Source organism: Lactococcus termiticola, assembly GCF_003116835.1.
GTDB lineage: Bacteria > Bacillota > Bacilli > Lactobacillales > Streptococcaceae > Lactococcus > Lactococcus termiticola.
This window is the reverse complement of sequence record NZ_BFFO01000001.1, coordinates 237,912-256,664: the sequence shown is the minus strand read 5'-3', so window position 1 is coordinate 256,664 and position 18,753 is coordinate 237,912. Positions and strand designations below refer to the sequence as shown.

The 18,753-nt window shown below is 44.8% G+C and carries 28 protein-coding genes and 1 pseudogene; 25 read left to right on the top strand and 4 right to left on the bottom strand.

The genetic code is table 11. The features are described from left to right. The first annotated feature begins 3 nt into the window (after positions 1-3). The 18 genes from rplP to secY all read left to right on the top strand — a co-directional run bounded on the left by rplP (position 4) and on the right by secY (position 11,207). A complete protein-coding gene (rplP, locus tag NtB2_RS01295; protein ID WP_109245128.1) occupies positions 4-417 on the top strand; it encodes a 50S ribosomal protein L16 in 414 nt (137 codons plus the stop codon). Continuing rightward, complete coding sequence (rpmC, locus tag NtB2_RS01290) at positions 417-626, top strand: 50S ribosomal protein L29 (protein WP_109245127.1); 210 nt, start codon at positions 417-419, stop codon at positions 624-626. Before rplP ends, rpmC begins: the two co-directional genes overlap by 1 nt. Positions 627-644: 18 nt before the next feature. Beyond that, positions 645-905 (top strand): 30S ribosomal protein S17, encoded by a 261-nt coding sequence (gene rpsQ, locus NtB2_RS01285; RefSeq protein ID WP_109245126.1) that lies wholly within the window; start codon positions 645-647, stop codon positions 903-905. 22 nt (positions 906-927) lie between these two features. Next, entirely contained in the window at positions 928-1,296 is a 369-nt protein-coding gene (gene rplN / locus NtB2_RS01280; protein ID WP_109245125.1) for a 50S ribosomal protein L14, read from the top strand. A gap of 88 nt (positions 1,297-1,384) precedes the next feature. Further along, positions 1,385-1,690, top strand: coding sequence for a 50S ribosomal protein L24 (rplX, locus tag NtB2_RS01275; protein ID WP_109245124.1), 306 nt, complete (start codon positions 1,385-1,387; stop codon positions 1,688-1,690). Positions 1,691-1,708: 18 nt separating this feature from the next. Continuing rightward, positions 1,709-2,251 carry a 50S ribosomal protein L5 gene (gene rplE, locus NtB2_RS01270; RefSeq protein WP_109245163.1) on the top strand — a complete coding sequence of 181 codons (543 nt, stop codon included), beginning with the start codon at positions 1,709-1,711 and terminating at the stop codon, positions 2,249-2,251. An 11-nt stretch (positions 2,252-2,262) separates the two neighbouring features. After that, on the top strand, positions 2,263-2,448 hold the full coding sequence (locus tag NtB2_RS01265; protein WP_109245123.1) for a type Z 30S ribosomal protein S14: 186 nt from the start codon (positions 2,263-2,265) through the stop codon (positions 2,446-2,448). Between the two features lie 552 nt (positions 2,449-3,000). Further along, a complete protein-coding gene (locus NtB2_RS01260; RefSeq protein ID WP_109245122.1) occupies positions 3,001-4,539 on the top strand; it encodes a hypothetical protein in 1,539 nt (512 codons plus the stop codon). 87 nt (positions 4,540-4,626) lie between these two features. Further along, positions 4,627-5,061 (top strand): phosphate-starvation-inducible protein PsiE, encoded by a 435-nt coding sequence (gene psiE, locus NtB2_RS01255; RefSeq protein WP_109245121.1) that lies wholly within the window; start codon positions 4,627-4,629, stop codon positions 5,059-5,061. A 156-nt stretch (positions 5,062-5,217) separates the two neighbouring features. After that, positions 5,218-5,616, top strand: a complete 399-nt coding sequence (gene rpsH / locus NtB2_RS01250) for a 30S ribosomal protein S8 (RefSeq protein ID WP_109245120.1) — start codon at positions 5,218-5,220, stop codon at positions 5,614-5,616. Positions 5,617-5,839: 223 nt separating this feature from the next. Beyond that, on the top strand, positions 5,840-6,376 hold the full coding sequence (rplF, locus tag NtB2_RS01245) for a 50S ribosomal protein L6 (protein ID WP_109245119.1): 537 nt from the start codon (positions 5,840-5,842) through the stop codon (positions 6,374-6,376). 116 nt (positions 6,377-6,492) lie between these two features. Then, positions 6,493-6,840, top strand: coding sequence for a 50S ribosomal protein L18 (rplR, locus tag NtB2_RS01240; protein ID WP_109245118.1), 348 nt, complete (start codon positions 6,493-6,495; stop codon positions 6,838-6,840). Between the two features lie 19 nt (positions 6,841-6,859). After that, on the top strand, positions 6,860-7,372 hold the full coding sequence (gene rpsE, locus NtB2_RS01235; RefSeq protein WP_109245117.1) for a 30S ribosomal protein S5: 513 nt from the start codon (positions 6,860-6,862) through the stop codon (positions 7,370-7,372). Positions 7,373-7,389: 17 nt separating this feature from the next. Continuing rightward, complete coding sequence (gene rpmD / locus NtB2_RS01230) at positions 7,390-7,569, top strand: 50S ribosomal protein L30 (RefSeq protein WP_109245116.1); 180 nt, start codon at positions 7,390-7,392, stop codon at positions 7,567-7,569. A 574-nt stretch (positions 7,570-8,143) separates the two neighbouring features. Further along, positions 8,144-8,632 carry a hypothetical protein gene (locus NtB2_RS01225; protein ID WP_109245115.1) on the top strand — a complete coding sequence of 163 codons (489 nt, stop codon included), beginning with the start codon at positions 8,144-8,146 and terminating at the stop codon, positions 8,630-8,632. After that, on the top strand, positions 8,629-9,000 hold the full coding sequence (locus tag NtB2_RS01220; protein WP_109245114.1) for a hypothetical protein: 372 nt from the start codon (positions 8,629-8,631) through the stop codon (positions 8,998-9,000). The genes NtB2_RS01225 and NtB2_RS01220 overlap by 4 nt, the downstream gene beginning before the upstream one ends. A 373-nt stretch (positions 9,001-9,373) precedes the next feature. Then, positions 9,374-9,826 carry a 50S ribosomal protein L15 gene (gene rplO / locus NtB2_RS01215; RefSeq protein ID WP_109245113.1) on the top strand — a complete coding sequence of 151 codons (453 nt, stop codon included), beginning with the start codon at positions 9,374-9,376 and terminating at the stop codon, positions 9,824-9,826. A 64-nt stretch (positions 9,827-9,890) separates the two neighbouring features. Beyond that, positions 9,891-11,207 carry a preprotein translocase subunit SecY gene (secY, locus tag NtB2_RS01210; RefSeq protein ID WP_109245112.1) on the top strand — a complete coding sequence of 439 codons (1,317 nt, stop codon included), beginning with the start codon at positions 9,891-9,893 and terminating at the stop codon, positions 11,205-11,207. Between the two features lie 65 nt (positions 11,208-11,272). On the opposite strand, the gene NtB2_RS01205 is transcribed toward secY, so the two are convergent. From NtB2_RS01205 to NtB2_RS01195, 4 genes and pseudogenes are all read right to left on the bottom strand, one after another. Then, entirely contained in the window at positions 11,273-12,622 is a 1,350-nt protein-coding gene (locus tag NtB2_RS01205; protein ID WP_109245111.1) for an MFS transporter, read from the bottom strand. After that, a pseudogene (locus tag NtB2_RS01200) lies at positions 12,619-13,428 on the bottom strand (YqcI/YcgG family protein); the annotation flags it as partial. The pseudogene NtB2_RS01200 and the gene NtB2_RS01205, both read right to left, overlap by 4 nt. 11 nt (positions 13,429-13,439) lie before the next feature. Then, positions 13,440-13,601: a hypothetical protein gene (locus tag NtB2_RS08570; RefSeq protein WP_165814930.1), complete on the bottom strand. Its 162-nt coding sequence runs from the start codon at positions 13,599-13,601 to the stop codon at positions 13,440-13,442. 112 nt (positions 13,602-13,713) lie between these two features. Next, positions 13,714-14,535 (bottom strand): Rgg/GadR/MutR family transcriptional regulator, encoded by an 822-nt coding sequence (locus NtB2_RS01195; RefSeq protein ID WP_165814929.1) that lies wholly within the window; start codon positions 14,533-14,535, stop codon positions 13,714-13,716. 143 nt (positions 14,536-14,678) lie between these two features. Between NtB2_RS01195 and NtB2_RS01190 the strand changes: the two genes are divergently transcribed. The 7 genes from NtB2_RS01190 to rplQ all read left to right on the top strand — a co-directional run bounded on the left by NtB2_RS01190 (position 14,679) and on the right by rplQ (position 18,389). Then, entirely contained in the window at positions 14,679-15,245 is a 567-nt protein-coding gene (locus NtB2_RS01190) for an adenylate kinase (protein WP_109245108.1), read from the top strand. Positions 15,246-15,817: 572 nt separating this feature from the next. Beyond that, positions 15,818-16,036 (top strand): translation initiation factor IF-1, encoded by a 219-nt coding sequence (gene infA / locus NtB2_RS01185; protein ID WP_109245107.1) that lies wholly within the window; start codon positions 15,818-15,820, stop codon positions 16,034-16,036. Positions 16,037-16,096: 60 nt separating this feature from the next. Continuing rightward, positions 16,097-16,213: a 50S ribosomal protein L36 gene (gene rpmJ, locus NtB2_RS01180; RefSeq protein ID WP_001808836.1), complete on the top strand. Its 117-nt coding sequence runs from the start codon at positions 16,097-16,099 to the stop codon at positions 16,211-16,213. A 17-nt stretch (positions 16,214-16,230) separates the two neighbouring features. After that, on the top strand, positions 16,231-16,596 hold the full coding sequence (gene rpsM / locus NtB2_RS01175; protein ID WP_109245106.1) for a 30S ribosomal protein S13: 366 nt from the start codon (positions 16,231-16,233) through the stop codon (positions 16,594-16,596). Between the two features lie 20 nt (positions 16,597-16,616). Next, positions 16,617-17,000, top strand: a complete 384-nt coding sequence (rpsK, locus tag NtB2_RS01170; RefSeq protein WP_109245105.1) for a 30S ribosomal protein S11 — start codon at positions 16,617-16,619, stop codon at positions 16,998-17,000. 51 nt (positions 17,001-17,051) lie between these two features. Next, the gene (locus NtB2_RS01165; protein WP_109245104.1) at positions 17,052-17,990 is read left to right on the top strand and encodes a DNA-directed RNA polymerase subunit alpha; all 939 of its coding nucleotides are present in this window, start codon (positions 17,052-17,054) and stop codon (positions 17,988-17,990) included. An 18-nt stretch (positions 17,991-18,008) separates the two neighbouring features. Then, a complete protein-coding gene (gene rplQ / locus NtB2_RS01160) occupies positions 18,009-18,389 on the top strand; it encodes a 50S ribosomal protein L17 (protein ID WP_109245103.1) in 381 nt (126 codons plus the stop codon). Positions 18,390-18,753 lie beyond the last annotated feature (364 nt).

Sequence of the window (18,753 nt, the reverse complement as noted above, 5' to 3'; positions counted from 1 at the left end):
TCCATGTTAGTACCAAAACGTGTAAAACACCGTCGTGAATTCCGCGGTAAAATGCGTGGCGAAGCTAAGGGTGGTAAAGAAGTAGCTTTCGGTGAATACGGTCTTCAAGCAATGACCTCTCACTGGATCACTAACCGCCAAATCGAAGCAGCCCGTATTGCTATGACTCGTTACATGAAACGTAACGGTCAAGTTTGGATTAAAATCTTCCCTCATAAATCATACACAGCCAAAGCCATTGGTGTGCGTATGGGTTCAGGGAAAGGTGCTCCTGAAGGATGGGTAGCACCGGTTAAACGTGGTAAAATCATGTTTGAACTCGGTGGTGTCAGTGAAGAAGTAGCGCGCGAAGCTTTGCGTCTTGCTTCTCACAAACTTCCTGTTAAAACTAAATTCGTGAAGCGAGGTGAAGCCTAATGAAATTAAGCGAAACAAAATCACTTCTTGAAGATTTGCGTAAATTGTCAGTTGAAGAACTTTCAACCCGCGAATCAGAATTGAAAAAAGAATTGTTCGAACTTCGTTTCCAACAAGCAGCTGGACGTCTTGAAAACACTGCAAAATTGAATGAAGTGAAAAAGACAATTGCACGTGTTAAGACTGTGCAAGCTGAATTGAACAAATAATAGTACAGGAGATCATAAATGGAACGTAATCAACGTAAAGTTTATCAAGGCCGTGTGGTTTCAGACAAGATGGATAAGACCATCACTGTTGTCGTTGAAACTAAGCGTAACCACCCTGTCTATGGTAAACGTATCAATTATTCTAAAAAATATAAAGCTCACGACGAAAACAATACTGCCAAGACTGGTGATATCGTTCGTATCATGGAAACTCGTCCTTTGTCTAAAGACAAACGTTTCCGTTTGATCGAAATCGTTGAAGAAGCTGTTATTGTCTAAGCTAAACTAGGAGGAAAAAAGCATGATTCAAAATGAGTCTCGTTTGAAAGTTGCTGATAACTCTGGTGCTAAGGAAATTTTGACCATCCGTGTTCTCGGTGGTTCAACTCGTAAATTTGCTGGTATCGGTGACGTTATCGTAGCTACTGTAAAATCAGCTGCCCCTGGTGGAGCTGTTAAAAAAGGTGAAGTTGTAAAAGCTGTTATCGTTCGTACTAAATCAGGTGCGAAACGTGCTGATGGTTCTTACATCAAGTTCGACGAAAATGCCGCTGTTATCATCCGTGATGACAAGACACCTCGTGGAACACGTATCTTCGGCCCAGTTGCCCGCGAACTCCGCGAAGGTGGCTACATGAAGATCGTTTCTCTTGCACCTGAAGTTCTCTAATAATAGGGTAGCTTCGTAAATTTATATCACTCAATAGTCCCCTGGCCTGCCCAGGGTGCCCCTAGGGCGTAAGAAAGGAAACATAAAAATGTTCGTAAAAACTGGTGATACAGTTAAAGTGATCACAGGTAAAGACCGTGGCACGACTGGTAAAGTCCTCAAGGCTTTGCCAAAAGCAAATAAAGTCATCGTTGAAGGTGTTGCTATCATGAAAAAACACCAAAAACCAAACGCTGAAAATCCTAACGGTGCCATCCTTGAAATCGAAGCACCTATCCACGTGTCAAACGTACAAGTGCTCGACAAGAACGGCGTTGCTGGTCGCGTTGGCTACAAAGAAGTAGACGGTAAAAAAGTCCGCTTCAACAAAAAATCAGGCGAAGTCCTAGACTAATAGAAGGGAGAGATGAAAATGACGAATCGTTTGAAAGAAAAATACAATACAGAAGTCGTACCTGCTCTGACAGAAAAGTTCAATTACTCTTCTATCATGGCTGTGCCTAAAGTAGATAAAATCGTTATCAACATGGGTGTTGGGGATGCCGTAAACAACTCTAAAAACCTTGATAAGGCTGTTGCTGAATTGGCTTTGATCTCTGGTCAAAAACCACTCATCACTAAGGCTAAGAAATCAGTCGCTGCTTTCCGTCTTCGTGAAGGCATGGCAATCGGTGCTAAGGTTACACTTCGTGGCGAACGCATGTATGAATTCTTGGACAAATTGGTAACAGTTTCTCTTCCTCGTGTCCGTGACTTCCACGGTGTGTCAAACAAAGCTTTTGACGGACGTGGTAACTACACACTTGGTGTGAAGGAACAATTGATTTTCCCAGAAATCACATATGATGATGTCGATAAAGTACGTGGTATGGATATTGTTATCGTAACTACTGCTAATACTGACGAAGAATCACATGAATTGCTTGCCCAAATGGGTATGCCGTTCGCAAAATAAGGAGAATAACAATGGCTAAAAAATCTATGGTTGTTAAAAACCAACGCCCTGCAAAATTCTCAACGCAAGCTTATACTCGTTGCGAACGTTGCGGACGTCCACATTCAGTTTACCGCAAATTCAAACTTTGCCGTATCTGCCTTCGTGAATTGGCTTATAAAGGTCAATTGCCAGGCGTACGTAAAGCATCTTGGTAAAAAAATGACCCTGACGGGTCATTTTTTCTTTGTCTTAAAGACCTCTAAGAGTCGGTTAATGTGGGGGAGGGTGTCTTTGTGTCAGGGAGCTGTTTTCACGGGCATATAGGCAATAAGAATGGGTAATGTAAGGGCAATGGAAGGCTCAAGTTTTGGAAAATGTTTTCCTAAAAACCATTGCTTGAAATGCATTTTGCGAGCTAATTTTGACTTAAAATTTACGCTTGTCATATGATGGGCGACTGTTGAGTTGATTAAAAACTTCTTATTTTTTTGTTTTAGAATTCCTTTTTGAAAATCCGGTCAAGAGGCTTTAGCCAAGGCTTTGACAGCAGTTTGAGGAGGCTCGCTGAAGAGAAAAAAATGAGAAAAAACTACCGAAGTGACTTTACAAGATTTCCATATGCTCATAATCGCTTCGCATTATTTTACCTCCTAAAAATTTAGTTAAAAAGCTTTAACATTTACCATTGACATTTTGACTTATTTAAGCTAAGATTACATTGTTGTAATGTACAAACAACTTAATTTTATAGAAAGAGGGAATTTCAAATGACATTATTTGAAAACCAAAAGTCACTTCGTAAGTTGACTTTTGCTGCAGTAGCGGCCGCAGCAGTTATCACTGCTGGTGCCACTATTAATGCTCATGCTGATTCCGCTGTGCCTGCTGCTGTAGAAGCTGCAGCACAGGCTGCTCAAGCGCAGGCTAGTCAAACAGCCGCGTCAGAACAAGCCGCAGCGATTAATGCTAGCATTACTAGTGTTGAAGCCACATCTGCATCTATAGCAAAAGCAACAACGACCACAATGAAGGCAAGCTCAGTGCCTGCTGCCGTAGAACAAGCTGGTGCTACAGCACAAGCTGCAGCGCAAACTGAAGCTGCAGCCGATCAAGCAGCAACTGTTAATGCTACTGCAAGCAACACTGTAAATACTGCAGCGCCAGCGCCATCTGCAACACCATCACAAGCAAGCTCAGTGCCTGCTGCCGTTGCAGAAGCCGGAGCTAACGCTCAAGCAGAAGCCCAAGCAGAAGCAGAAGCTAACCAAACTGCAACAAGCAACGCTATTGCAAATGGTTCTGATATTGAATCAGCTAATGAAGCGGGTGCAGCAGCTGCTGAAGCTGTAGCATCTACTCCAGCTTCAACGCCAAATTCAACTGCAACCTCTGTTTTAACAAATTCGTCAACAGATGGAACAATCCCATCAACAGCATTAGGAAATTCTGCACAGACAACTACTCAAGTATCTGATGCTCCTACTGCTCCTCAACACACGATTGCTAACGTGATCACTGGTGCCCTCTCTGGTGCTATTGGTGGTGCGCTTACTGCAGGTGTAGATTCAACAGTTGCTACTGCAGCTGGTGCTGTTGGGGTTTCTGAAACAGTCGGTACATTGATCACTGCGCCACTTTCAGCAATTACTACAGCTATTGGTATGGTTCCGGTCGTTGGCATCGGTACTTACTGGGCTGAAGCATTTATCGCTGGATTTGGTATGGGTGTCCCTGGTACTATTGGAGCAGGGATTGGTTCAGTTGCCGGTAACCTTTACGGAGGTATTGCTGGTGGTGCCAGAACCGCAGAAGCTGTCTTGAATGCTGCAAATACAGCAGGCACACTTGCTACGGATGCCAAAGCAGCTGCTCAGACCACTGAGCATGCTGCTGGCCTTGTTGCAGGTACAGTCGCAGGGACGGTTTCAGGAGCAGTTCAAGCCGTCGGTGGTGTGATCGGTTCTGAAATCGGCTCATGGGGCCTTGCCATAGCTGGACAAATCGGTGACGGTATTCTTGGATTCTTTGAATCTATTCCGCTTGGTGGTATCGGCTTTGGTATCGGTACTGCAGAAGCAGGTGCTCAATTTGGTATCGTTTCTACTGCGCTGACTGCTATTGGTGGTGCAGTAGGTAACGCTGTTGGTTCAGCGATCGGTGCTGTTGCTGGTATTCCAGTAGGTGCTCTTGCTGGAGCAGCTGGTGGCTTCCTTTACAGTGGCCTCGCTGCAGCTAACGGTACTGCACTTGGTACAAATATCAATGAAAGCAACTCACTTTCAATCATGGGTCACAAGATCGCTTAATTGAAGATAATATTGATATAAAGCAAAAAAACAGGTCTTTGGGCTTGTTTTTTTTGATATAATGAAAGAAAAACTTTAGGAGTGCCTATGAACCCTTTCTTGGAAAAAGTTGAAAAGAAAATCTTAAATTTTTTAACTCACATCTCTTTTTTACTGCTCATTTTTATAGGGATGGTGATTGTCTATTTACTGTTTAGAGAAAGCTATCATTTAATCAGCTTGAGTATTTCCCCCAATAATGATGAGCAATATTATGATATTTTAGAAGGCATTCTGTCCTTCTTCATCTTCTTTGAATTTTTGACCTTAATCATCATGTCTATCAAAAACAAGGGCCATGTTTCGATGACCTTTTTGGTCTCACTCGGGGTGACCTCGCTCGTACGAGTGCTTCTGACATATCATGAGTCCTTGCAAGGCGTGCTCTATATTTCAGTAGCCATCCTAATCCTTATCATAGGGGTTGCCATTCTAAGGAAGTATGTCGTGAGAAGAGAGGGCGATGATATGGAAATCATGTGACGCTCAAAATAAAGACAAAATAAAACACCCGAAGCTATTGACATGAAGGCTGAACTTATGGTAGAATAATTAAGTTCGGTCTTTTTCTATACAAAAGACCTCATTAATTTGAAAGTGGGATTGAACGCCCAAACTACAAATAAGGAGAAATACCACATGGTAATGACTGACCCAATTGCAGACTTCCTCACACGTATCCGTAACGGAAACATGCGTAAATTTGACGTTGTTGAAGCACCTGCATCAAAAATCAAACGCGAAATCGCTGAAATCCTCAAGGCTGAGGGTTACATCTCTGACGTAGAATACGTTGAAGATAACAAACAAGGCGTAATCCGTGTCTTCCTCAAGTACGGAGCGAACGGCGAAAAAGTTATCACTAACTTGAAACGTATCTCTAAACCAGGTCTTCGTGTTTACGCTAAATCTACTGATGTCCCTAAGGTCCTTAACGGACTTGGTACAGCTATCATCTCTACATCTGAAGGTGTATTGACTGACAAGGCTGCCCGTTCTAAGAACATCGGTGGTGAAGTGCTTGCTTACATCTGGTAATCAAAAGTCCAGTGGACTTTTGGGCCCTGCCCCAAAAATAATGAAGGCAGGGGAAGCAACACAATCACTGTGAAAACGGGCTAAAGACCCGATAATCTAACAGACTTGGAAGTCCAGTGGACTTCCAAGGTCGCTCCCTAAAAACAAAAAAGGAGCGATTCCCACTGTGAAAACGTGAGCCTAACTGCCACGACAATCTAACAGAAAAGGAAAGAACTAAACTATGTCACGTATTGGTAACAAAGTCATCACTCTTCCTGCAGGCGTTACTGTAGAGCAAGATGGTGCTATCGTCACTGTAAAAGGCCCTAAGGGCGAATTGTCTCGTGAAATCTCATCAGACATCACAATGGAAGTTAACGGTACTGAAGTAACATTCAGCCGTCCTAACGACTCTAAAGAAATGAAGACTATCCACGGTACTACCCGTGCTAACGTCAACAACATGGTTGTTGGTGTTGCTGAAGGCTTCAAAAAAGAACTTGAAATGATTGGTGTCGGATACCGTGCCCAACTTCAAGGCAAGAAGCTTGTCCTTTCAGTAGGTAAGTCTCACCCAGACGAAATCGAAGCTCCAGAAGGTATCACTTTTGAAGTTCCTGATGCGACTCACATCAACGTTACTGGTGCGAACAAGGAAGTTGTTGGTCAAACAGCAGCTTACGTTCGTAGCCGTCGTAGCCCAGAACCTTATAAAGGTAAGGGTATCCGTTACGTTGGTGAATACGTTCGTCGTAAAGAAGGTAAAACTGGTAAATAATCTTTTAGATTACTTATTCGATTTATTTTTAACCCAAAAAGAAAAACTACTTCCCCAGTCTCACAGCTGGATTTGATGGCAAAAACTATCAAAAATAAATTACTAGAGGTAAAATTGTGATTATTAAAGCTGATAAAAACAAACTCCGCCAAAAACGCCACACTCGCGTCCGCGGAAAAATCTCAGGAACTGCAGAACGTCCACGTTTGAACGTTTTCCGTTCTAATACAAACATCTACGCACAAGTCATCGATGACGTAGCTGGTGTTACACTTGCATCTGCTAACTCTTTGAAGCTTTCAGGCACTAAGACTGAACAAGCGAAATCAGTTGGTGAAGCTATTGCAGCAGCTGCTAAAGCTGCTAAGGTTGAAGAAGTGATCTTCGACCGTGGTGGTTATCTCTATCACGGACGTGTTCAAGCACTCGCTGAAGCCGCTCGTGAAGCAGGATTGAAATTCTAAGGAAAGGGGATAACTAAAAATGGCAGAAGAAAAAAGAAATAACCGTCGCGAAGAAAAAAGCGAATTTGAAGAACGTGTAGTTGCAATCAACCGTGTTACTAAGGTCGTTAAAGGTGGACGTCGTCTCCGCTTTGCAGCCCTTGTCGTTGTAGGTGACCGTAATGGTCGTGTTGGTTTCGGTACTGGTAAAGCTCAAGAAGTTCCAGAAGCTATCCGTAAAGCTATCGAAGCAGCGAAGAAAAACCTCATCACTGTACCTATGGTTGGTACAACTCTTCCCCATGAAGCACTTGGTGTCTTCGGTGGTGGTAAGATCTTGTTGAAACCAGCTGTAGAAGGTGCCGGAGTTGCCGCAGGTGGTGCCGTTCGTGCCGTCCTCGAACTCGCTGGTGTTGCTGACGTAACATCTAAATCACTTGGTTCAAACACAGCAATCAACGTTGTTCGCGCAACCGTTGATGGTTTGAAACAACTCAAACGTGCTGAAGACGTTGCTGCCCTTCGTGGTGTCAAAGTCTCAGACCTTGCCTAAACTGAGAGGAGATAAAAATGGCTCAAATTAAGATTACACTTGTAAAATCACCAATCGGCCGTATCCCTGCTCAACGTAAAACTGTTGTTGCACTCGGTCTTGGTAAACTTGGTTCTTCAGTTGTGAAAGAAGACAATGCTGCAATCCGCGGTATGGCTAACTCAATTTCACACTTGGTGAAAGTAGAAGAAGCATAAAGATAAAAATGTCCAGCTTGAAGAAGCTGGGCTTTTTTTATTTGTGTCCGGCGGACGGCTTTCTCCCTTCGGGCTGGGGATGTTTCTAGTAGTGGGTGCTCGCGGGACTAGCTGCGACTATTTCTAAGTGCCTCTTAGTCTCCCTGCGGGAGCCGTCGAGCCACTAAGAAATAGTACTTGCGGATTCCCGCTCCGCGGATTATACGAAAGCGGAGCTTTCGATAATCCCACTACTAGAAAATCCCCTGGGGGGGGGGTAAGAGCTTCGCTCCCGCCTTTGGCGGATTGCTTCGCAAATTGTTGAAGACTCTATTTTGTTAAACATCGGTTTTAAGCCGATGTTTTTTGAAATTGATTAATAGTCTTAGCGTTTTGACATTGAAAAACGGCAAAATGAAACATCGGAAGTGAAATTCATGCCACTTTAATATTTTTTCATCTGCATTTTAGTTTCAAAAATGGAGACGAAGAAAATCGTGGGTTAAACTAGAGTTGAAGGAAGGAAAAATACTGTCTTTCACTGTCTGGCCAGACAAAGTTGCTCAAAAGAAAACTAAAGAAGAAAGGAAAAATCATGAAGATAAAACAAATTGCTCTCGCCTCTCTTGCTGTAGGGACATTGCTTGTCAGCCTTGGCTTACCTGTGAGTCAAGTTGCACAAGCTAATAGTGTGCAAAACTCTTATCAGCTTAATAAGCCGGGACCAGCAAAGCTGACTTATGAAGAGGTTTTGGCCTCCGAGGTTGATTTGAAGGATATTTACTTGATTAACGGCATTGCCTTTGATAAAAATGGGAATGCCGTGGTTGAGCATTACGGCGAGAGTCAGAATCGTGGAAAATACAGTTGGCTTGTCAAGGCGATTAGGAATATCTATCATCGACTCCCTGGTTTTGTGAAATCAACAATCAAGAAGTATGTAGGGCTTGAAGGCTTTTTGAATCTAATTGATAAGGCGACCGGCTCAGTAGAAGATGCGATTTTTTGGGCATGCAAGCAAGTAGGAATGCCTGACTGGCTGGCTTGGACAGTGACCAAAGCGATTACCTTACTTGTCTTATGATGAATAAGAAGGAAAGAAGAGCTGTTCTAAGCTTAGTGATAGATCTGATTTTCGCAGCAGTGGCTATGGTTGCAGGGGGATGGTATATCTTTACTGGCGACTTTTTACTCGCATTGAAGTTGATAGAGTACCCTTTTTGGGGGATCGTCTATTTTTCAATCCAAGTATTGAAAGAAAAAGAAGGAAAGACACCCCTTATGATAGTAATTCTTGCGAGTTTGTTCTTAGTAGTCGGCTACACGATTTTCGCAGTATACGAGCTGACCCAACTGAGAACAACTGCTGGAGGTTTGTTAATCTTAGGTATTCGCATAGCAGTTGTGAGCTATCTGGTTAAAGAGATGCGTAAGACCATAGCAAAGAGCTAACCAGGGGCGAGTTTTCTTTGTAGAAAGCTCGCCTTTATTATGGCTTGTAAGTGCCTATGTTTTTCGGTTTAGGTGGGGAGCTGAGAGTGGAGTGGAAGAAATCTGGCAAAATATCGTGGGATAAGGCAAATCTGGAGACCAAGGGGCTCCAGATTTAGGCATGGACGCTGCCGGCCCCACGATGTCGTTGCCGGATTTCTGGAACGCAACGGACCACATTTCCATGAATAACCCTTGCTTATCGACCTTATTTTTGATAAACTATAGAAGTGCGAATGCACAAAAATATAATTTATTGTAGCAGCGAGTCAACTTGCCCTGTTCCTTTCAAGTCAAGAAGGCGTGAGCCAGCTACAACATAAGGAGAATCAACATGAAATTACATGAACTTAAAGCCGCAGAAGGCTCTCGTAAAGTCCGCAACCGTGTGGGTCGTGGTACTTCATCTGGTAACGGTAAAACTTCTGGCCGTGGTCAAAAAGGTCAAAAAGCCCGTTCAGGTGGTGGCGTACGTCCAGGTTTTGAAGGTGGACAAACAGAACTCTTCCGTCGGATGCCTAAACGTGGTTTCTTGAACGTAAACCACAAGGAATATGCTATTGTAAACCTTGACACTTTGAACCGCCTTGAAGATGGTGCAGATGTGACTGCAGAAGCACTCGTTGCCGCAAAAATCATCAAGAACGTCAAAGATGGTGTTAAAGTTTTGGCCAACGGTGAATTGACTGTTAAAAACCTTAAAGTCAACGTCGCTAAAGTCTCTGCTGCTGCTAAAGCTGCAATCGAAGCTAACGGCGGTAGCGTCGTTGTACCAGAAAGCAAATAATGCATAAAGCGGCTGGTCATCATCAGCCCTTTATTTATAAATCCGCTTTTTAAGGAAGGTATAAATGTTTTTCAAAACCCTATTTGAAGCCTTAAAACTTAAAGATGTCCGGGCCCGTATTGCCTTTACCATTTTTATCATTTTTGTCTTTCGGCTTGGTGCCCACATCACTGTCCCAGGTGTCAATATTGAAAACCTGAACACGATTGGTGAGTTGCCATTCTTGAACATGCTCAACCTGGTCTCAGGGAACGCTCTGCAGAGCTACTCGCTCTTTGCCATGGGGGTCTCGCCTTATATCACGGCCTCAATCATTGTGCAGCTCCTCCAGATGGACATCCTGCCAAAATTTGTCGAGTGGTCAAAACAGGGTGAAGTCGGCCGTCGCAAGCTGAATCAAGCGACCCGATACATCACGCTGGTGCTGGCCATGGCCCAATCCATCGGGATCACGGCGACCTTCCAGGCCATTGCGACAGCCAATGTCGTGGCGACACCAAACTGGCAGACCTATGTCATGATTGGGATTTTGCTTACGACCGGTTCGATGATTGTCACCTGGATGGGTGAGCAAATCAATGAAAAAGGCTTTGGTAACGGTGTTTCTGTCATCATCTTCACCGGGATTATCTCTGGTGTCCCTAGTGCTGTCAAGTCGGTCTATGATGAAAAATTCGTCAATGTCCGGCCTGACCAAATTCCTATGTCTTGGGTCTTCGTCATTGCCCTGATTATTGCGGCAGCGGTCATCATCTACGTGACGACCTTCTTCCAGCAGGCAGAACGCAAGGTGCCGATTCAATACACCAAGCTGACCCAAGGGGCTCCGATGAGTTCATACCTGCCCCTGCGTGTCAATCCAGCCGGTGTTATCCCCGTCATCTTTGCCGGGTCAATCACAACGGCTCCTGCCACGATTGTGCAATTCCTGCAGCGGACCAACGGCAACTCAGCCAGCTGGCTGAATCATCTCCAAGAGGCTCTCTCATACACTTCTTGGACCGGTATGTTGCTCTACGCCCTGCTGATTATTCTCTTTACCTTCTTCTATTCCTTCGTCCAGGTCAATCCTGAGAAGATGGCAGAAAACCTGCAAAAGCAGGGGGCCTACATTCCTAATGTCCGGCCAGGTAAGGGGACTGAAAAATGGATCTCTGGCTTGATTATGCGTCTGGCTACAGTTGGTGCCCTCTTCCTCGGTCTGATTTCAATCATCCCGATTGCGGCACAAAACCTCTGGGGCCTGCCTAAAATCGTCGCCCTTGGAGGAACTTCCCTCCTCATCCTGATTCAGGTTGCGATTCAGGCTGTCAAACAGCTCGAAGGCTACCTCTTGAAGAAGAAGTACGACGGCTTTATGGATAATCCGATTGAGAATTAAGAAACAGCTTCGGCTGTTTTTTTGTTTTCTGAGAATAAAAAAAGATGATTCCTGAGACAGGGGAATCATCTTTTTATAGCTTGCTTTTTCATGCTGGCAACGACTAGGGCGATGACTGTGGCAATTAGTAGAAACCTTATCAGATAAAGGAGATCGAGGCTTGCAGGATTTAAGCTGTTCAACAGGCCGGTGGCAAAGGCGGTCCCAATCGCTGCAGCGTAGTTGTTGGCAATATTAAACAGGGCAGAGCCGGTGCTATGCAGGCTGTCATCGAGCTGGCTGATGGAGCGGGTCATATTGGCACTGAACCAGAAGCCAGCCCCGATTTGAAAGAGCGTGATAGAGCTAATCGTCGCCCACAAACTAGAGGGGAAGAGGAGGTTTGCCGTAGTAGCGAGGAGGAATAAGACAGTTCCAATGATAATCGGCAGGCGCCGGTCGAGCCGGTCGTATAAGATCCCGCCGACATAGGATAAGAGGGCGTTGGCAATGGCTCCGGGGAGGAGGGCGAGGCCTGCAAAGGTGGCGGTCTGTCCGGCATTAGCCTGAATGAGAAAGGGCGTGGTAGAAAGAAAGCTGAGGAGGACCAACTGGGCGATAAAGGCTGAAGCAAAGCCAAGGCTAAAGAGCTTCTGCCGAAAGACAGCCAAGCTGACAATCGGTTGATCCGTCTGCCTATAATGCCGGAAGTAGAAGAAGCCTAAAAGAACAAATAGGCCTAAAAATATGAGTGTTTCCAAGTTGAGGCCATATAGGATAAGACTTTGAATACCAAAAAGCCCGGAAAGGAAAAATAAGGTCAGTGTTCCCCAGCCAATGAGGTCTAAGGTTGGACGGCTGAGTTCACTGGCCTGCTGGATGGTCAGGATTCCAACTAGGAAGGCTAGCACTTGCAGGGGAAGGACAAACCAGAAAATCCCCTGCCAGGACCATTGGTCATTGACCCAGCCACTAATAGAGGGCCCTAAGGCGGGGGCAAAGGAAAGGACAAGGCCTCCCAGCCCCATGATTCTTCCCCTCTTGGCGAGCGGGACCTGTTGGAGAATCACTGTAAACATGAGCGTAATCCCAAGCCCACCACCGAGGCCTTGGAATAACCGACCAATGAGGACGAGGCTAAATTCTGTCGCCAGGGCATCAAGCAAGATACCCAAAATCGAAACCAGGCTGATGATGAGAAACTGGGTTTTTACAGTGATGCATTGTGTCAGCCAGGGGGCAATCAGCGTGCTGATGGTGGCGACAATCATCACGCCACTGCTCAGCCATTGGACATCGCTCAGGCTGATGTTAAAGGCTTTGACAATCTGGGGGAAGGCAACGTTTAGTGAGGTGCCCAAAAAGATGTCAACGAAGCCCTGGATGCCGATGACGAGGATGGCGAGGAGTAATTTTGGGGAGAGCTTTTCATTCATTGGCCGACCTCTTCAAAGGCGTAGAGGAGGTCGACCAGACTTTGAATATGGCCCTCGGGTGAAAGGATGAGAGAATGGACATTATCATAAAGCACTTTTTGCCTGCTGACAAAAATCAGTTTCTGACGAAGGAGCTCCAAATCTTCAATATTTATGACTTCAAGCTGTTTATATTGTTGAAGAAAAGCGAGGTCCTGTTCTATGTTTTTGTCAGTGAGGAGTTCTTTATCAATATAGATTGGTAAGCCCTCTAAGCTCTGATATTTCCATGGTTCAAATGAAGGATCATCGTTCTTGTCTCCGATGTAATAGGAAAGCTTCATTGGAGTAGGTTTGTCTGTTTTTCCTATGATGGGCCCGAGGCCAGGATGTACGGGCATATGGTCAAACTTTTGGGCTAGAGAGCGTACCATGCTTTGAGCCTTTGCCTTTTTTTCATTGTCACTCTCAAAAAATGCATCAGACATGCTGAAAGCTTGGACAGCTAGGACTACAAAAACATCAATCTTCCGAGAAATCCGCTGTTGATAGGCTTCGCTACTGAAATTAATAAACCAAGTTTCTCCCAAAAAGTCAAAGGAAAAATCATCCGAAGTGGGCGGTATATGGTGCTCTCCTTCGAACTTTATTTTCATCTTTTCAAGGAGTTCCCAGGTCATAAACTGTCGCTGTCTTAATGATAGTTTTGATGAAATAGGTTCAAAGAGAATGAGTAGACCAGAGAGTCCTGTCTCTTTAATAGACTTCTCAGGGTCCTGGATACTTTCCAAATAGGAAGCCATATCGTTTTTCAGCTCATCGATAGAATAGGGATAGCTTAAAAATGAAAAGAAGTGAGCACTTTTTTGTAGCCACTAACGGCATAAACACAAGGGAATCCTGGAGTCTCTATACTCTTTTGAATTCCTGTCAGAGCATCCTTTTTCCATTGCTCAGCAGGCAGGTTGCCTTGATGAATACTTTCTAAACTCACTAACATGTTTTTCTCCTTATGGTATTCGAATCAAACAAAAGCTTAATACCTCCATGTTAACCAAGCTTCTACCTCAAATCAACAAAAACCCCTTGCGTTAAAGCAAGGGCTGGAAAGCCTATTCTCCAAGGATTTGAGCTAATTTTTGCTCATAAAAGTCACGCAAGTCTTTTTGCTCGAGCTGGTTCATGATGTCTAAGGTCGCCCGGATTTCCTGCCTTCCATACTGAGGGGCTTCAAAGCAACAACGATAAGTGGCTGAAGCGAGTTTACAAAGCGTGTCAATATAAAAGTCAATGCTATTGCGATTACGCCCTTCAAGCTTTTTAAGGATTTTCCCGGCCAGGGCCTGCTCTTCCCGCCATGAAAGCAAAATGATGAGTTGACAGGCGACTTGGAGGAGCCTTCTGCGATAGGCTAGGATATTGTAAAAGTGCTGGTGTTTCTGGTCAAAATCGCTCAATAGTCTTTTCAGGTCTTTCGTCTGGAGTTGTTCCATCGTAAAGTAAATCAGCGATAGCTCAAAGTAGCCCCAGTGCAGGGAGTTATCCAAGCGTTTGAGAATCAAATTGATTTCTCCTGCTTCTAGGGTACTGTAGCAGGCCTTCGCTGTCAAAGCAAGCAGGGGATAGAAGTCTCGGCTTGCTTCGTCGTACAAGGCGTTTAGCCGTCGCTTATCCTGAGCGAAATTTGCCTGCTCGACCGCTTCTAAAAAGAGTTCTTGAAAATTGGGCGTAAAATGATGAAGCATGAGCTCGTATTCGGCTAAGCTCACGTCCATGGCTTGGAGCATGCTGTCGACCCGGCTGAAATCCATCATGGTCTGGCCCCGTTCAAATTTTGAGAGGTTGCCAGGATTGATGCCCAGCCTCTCAAAATAAGTCAGACTGAGATTTTTTTGCTCTCGAATTCTGCGGAAGAGCTTGCCATAGCTGGTCATCTGGCCTCCTTTCATCTTGGTGGTTGCTGGCAAAGCCTGTCGATTTCTTGGCACCATTCTAGCATACCCGCCCTATTTCATCCTTTATTTATCTCAAAAAATACGGTAAAATAGTAAAAGTAAGAAAATCTTAAGGAGACAACATGAACTTATTGATTATGGGCCCTCAGGGTTCAGGTAAAGGGACACAGGCAGCACTTTTGGCAAAGAAATATGATATTCCTCATATCTCGACAGGCGACATCTTCCGTGAAAACATGAAGAATGACACTGAGCTCGGAAAGCTTGCCAAGTCTTATACTGACAAGGGAGAACTCGTCCCTGACTCAGTCACAGGCGATTTGGTCGAAGACCGCCTGGCTCAGGCTGATGCTGCTAAAGGCTTTATCCTCGACGGCTATCCTCGGAATGCTGCCCAGGTTGAACGCCTTGATGAAATCCTGACCAAATCAGGTCGCAAGGTCGAAGGGGTCATCAATCTGACTGCTGACCGCACCGTCCTGATGGAACGGATCGCCAAACGTGCTGAAATCGAAGGCCGTGCCGATGACACACCAGAAGCCATCGAAAAACGCCTGGCCATCTATGACAAGGAAACTGCTCCTTTGACTAAGGCCTATGCAGAGCGTGGCATCGTGCTTGAAGTGAACGGGATTGGCGAGTTGGATGAGATTACTCAGGCGATTGTTAAGGGACTTGAAAGTCTCTAATTTGAAGCTAGGCTCCGCTAGAATTGGGGCCAGCCATAGCTGATGGGCCATCTACGTGGCTATCGCCACTACGCTCTCCATGCTCGCTAAGTCGCTAAAGCGACTAGTCGCATGGGCCAAGCGAAGCCTTCGGCTTCCATAGCTAAAAGCGGAGCCCCTGTGGGTCTCCGCTTTTGCCTTTTTTATCAGCTATGGCTGGCCCCAATTCTAGCTCCGCTCAGCGACATTCAAATTTTTATGATAAATCAAAACTACAATAGTCAGAAGTGAAGGCATCTTGCAAGAAACTGTGAAATCAGGCAAATTGGGAGACCGCAAGGCTCCCGATTTAGCAATGAGACCGCGAAGCGGGCTGCTCGCGGCCCCCACAGTTCTCTTGTAAGATGCCGTAGCGGAACGAACCCCGCCAACTGCCTCGGCAGAGCCATTCCTCATCCCAACAAACATCTCCCGAAAAATAAAAACAAAAGAGCAAAATCCTATTGCATTTGACAAGCAATTATGTTAAAATATATCAGTCCGACTTTTTAGATAGAAATATCTTTCGGAGATACTTAAGGAGGTACTTTTGCTTGGCAAAAGATGATGTTATCGAAATTGAAGGCAAGGTAGTCGATACCATGCCGAATGCAATGTTCACTGTTGAACTCGAAAATGGCCATCAAATCTTGGCGACCATCTCAGGAAAGATGCGGAAAAACTATATCCGTATCCTGACTGGTGACCGTGTCCAAGTGGAGATGAGCCCCTACGATTTGACACGTGGTCGAATCACTTACCGCTTTAAGTAATGGACACATTCATTGAGCGTAAGTCCGACTTACGCAGTAACCAATAGAAAGGAAGACACAATGAAAGTAAGACCATCAGTTAAACCAATTTGCGAATACTGTAAAGTTATTCGTCGTAACGGTCGTGTTATGGTAATTTGCCCTGCCAATCCAAAACACAAACAACGTCAGGGATAGAAAGGAAAAACTAAATTATGGCTCGTTTTGCTGGAGTTGATATTCCAAACGAAAAACGTATCGTTATTTCATTGACATACGTTTACGGTGTTGGACTTCAAACATCTAAAAAAGTACTTGCTGCCGCTAATGTTTCAGAAGATATCCGTACTAAGGATCTCACAACTGACCAAGAAGATGCGATTCGTCGTGAACTTGACGGTTTGAAACTTGAAGGTGACCTTCGTCGTGAAGTCAACCTTAACATCAAACGTTTGATGGAAATCGGTAGCTACCGTGGTATGCGTCACCGTCGTGGATTGCCTACACGTGGACAAAATACTAAGAACAATGCGCGTACGCGTAAAGGCCCTGCTAAATCAATCGCAGGCAAGAAAAAATAATTAAATAGAAAGGAGTTCAAATGCCAAAAGTTACACGTAAACGTCGTGTGAAAAAGAATATTGAATCTGGTATCGTCCACATTCAAGCAACTTTCAACAACACGATCGTTATGATTACAGATGTTCATGGGAATGCATTGGCTTGGTCTTCAGCTGGAGCACTTGGTTTCAAGGGTTCTAAGAAGTCTACACCATTCGCCGCTCAAATGGCGTCAGAAGCTGCTGCTAAAGCTGCCCAAGAACAAGGTTTGAAAACTGTCTCTGTTACTGTTAAAGGTCCTGGTTCAGGTCGTGAATCAGCGATTCGTGCCCTTGCAGCTGCAGGTCTTAACGTCACTGCTATCAGTGATGTGACTCCTGTACCTCACAATGGTGCACGTCCTCCAAAACGTCGTCGTGTATAATTCCTAGGAAATTATTGCACCTTCCACTTATCGTTTTAGAGGAGACTATACATGATTGAGTTTGAAAAACCAAAAATTACAAAATTCGACGAAAAAGAAAACTACGGAAAATTTGTAGTAGAACCACTTGAACGTGGCTATGGTACAACTTTGGGTAACTCTTTGCGTCGGGTACTCTTATCATCACTTCCAGGTGCGGCTGTTACTTCAATCCAGATTGAAGGGGTTCAACACGAATTTGCGACCATCCCTGGTGTCCGTGAAGACGTGGTGCAGATTGTCCTTGCTGTCAAAGGCATTGCCATCAAATCTTACGTCGACTCAGAAAAACAAATCGAACTTGACGTGACTGGTCCAATGGACGTAACGGCAGGTGATATTTTGACGGATAGCGATATTGAGATTGTCAACAAAGACCATCACTTGTTCACTATCGCAGAAGGTCACTCTATGCGTGCTGTGATGACAGTCAAAAAAGGTTATGGTTATGTGCCTGCTGATGAAAACAAGGTCGAAGGCGCTCCAATCGGTACGATTGCAGTCGATTCCCTTTACACACCAGTAAGCAAGGTCAACTATCAGGTAGAACCTGCCCGTGTGGGTGGTGTCTCAAACTACGACAAGTTGACACTTGAAATCTCAACCAACGGCACCATCGTCGCTGACGATGCACTGAGCCTCTCTGCAAAGATCTTGAAGGATCATCTTGACCTCTTCACTAACTTGTCAGAAATCGCTCAAGAAGCTGAAACACTCGTTGTCAAAGAAGAAGTTAAGACTGAACGCGTTTTGGATAAAATCATCGAAGAAATGGACTTCTCAGTTCGTGCCTACAATGGTTTGAAACGTGCCGGTATCAACAACGTCGCTGACATCGTTGAAATGACTGAAGCAGAAATGATTAAAGTCAAGAACCTCGGTCATAAATCAGTCGAAGAAGTGAAATCTAAATTGGCTGAATTGGGACTTTCCCTTAAAAAAAGAAAATAATCTAGTAAAGGAGAAATTATGAGCTATCGTAAACTCGGACGTACATCGTCACAACGTAAAGCTATGCTTCGTGACCTCACAACTGATTTGCTTTTGAACGAATCAATCGTGACAACTGAAGCCCGCGCTAAAGAAGTGCGTCGTACTGTTGAAAAAATGATTACGCTTGGTAAACGTGGTGATCTTCACTCACGTCGTCAAGCAGCAGCTTATGTTCGTAACGAAATCGCGATCAACGACTTCAACGAAGAAACTGAGTCATTCCCAACTGCACTTCAAAAATTGTTTAACGACATTGCTAAACGTTATGAAGGCCGTAACGGTGGATACACTCGTATCCTTAAGACAGAACCACGTCGTGGTGATGCAGCCCCAATGGCAATCATCGAGCTTGTCTAATTTGAGCAGAAATTAAAAAATAAAATCTCTTGAGTGTTATGATGTTGGCGGTGTGCTAGAGTTCCTATTAATTAGGGAGTAGCACTGCTTAGTCTAGCTCTGTCTGCCTTTTTATAGGTAGGACGCTCATGGATTTTTTTTTTTGCTCTTTTTTACCTTGCAGGTGGCTTTTGCCTTTTGGGCCACCTTCGGTGGAGTGGCCCTTCGGGCTTGGGGATGTTTCTAATAATGGGTGCTCGGGGAGCTAGCTTCGAGTGTTGCTAAGCCCTGCTTAGTCTCGCTTACGCGAGCCGTCGCATGGCAAAGCAACACTACTTGCGGATCTCCCCTGTGCGGCAGACTAAGCAGCGGAGCTGCTTGTCTT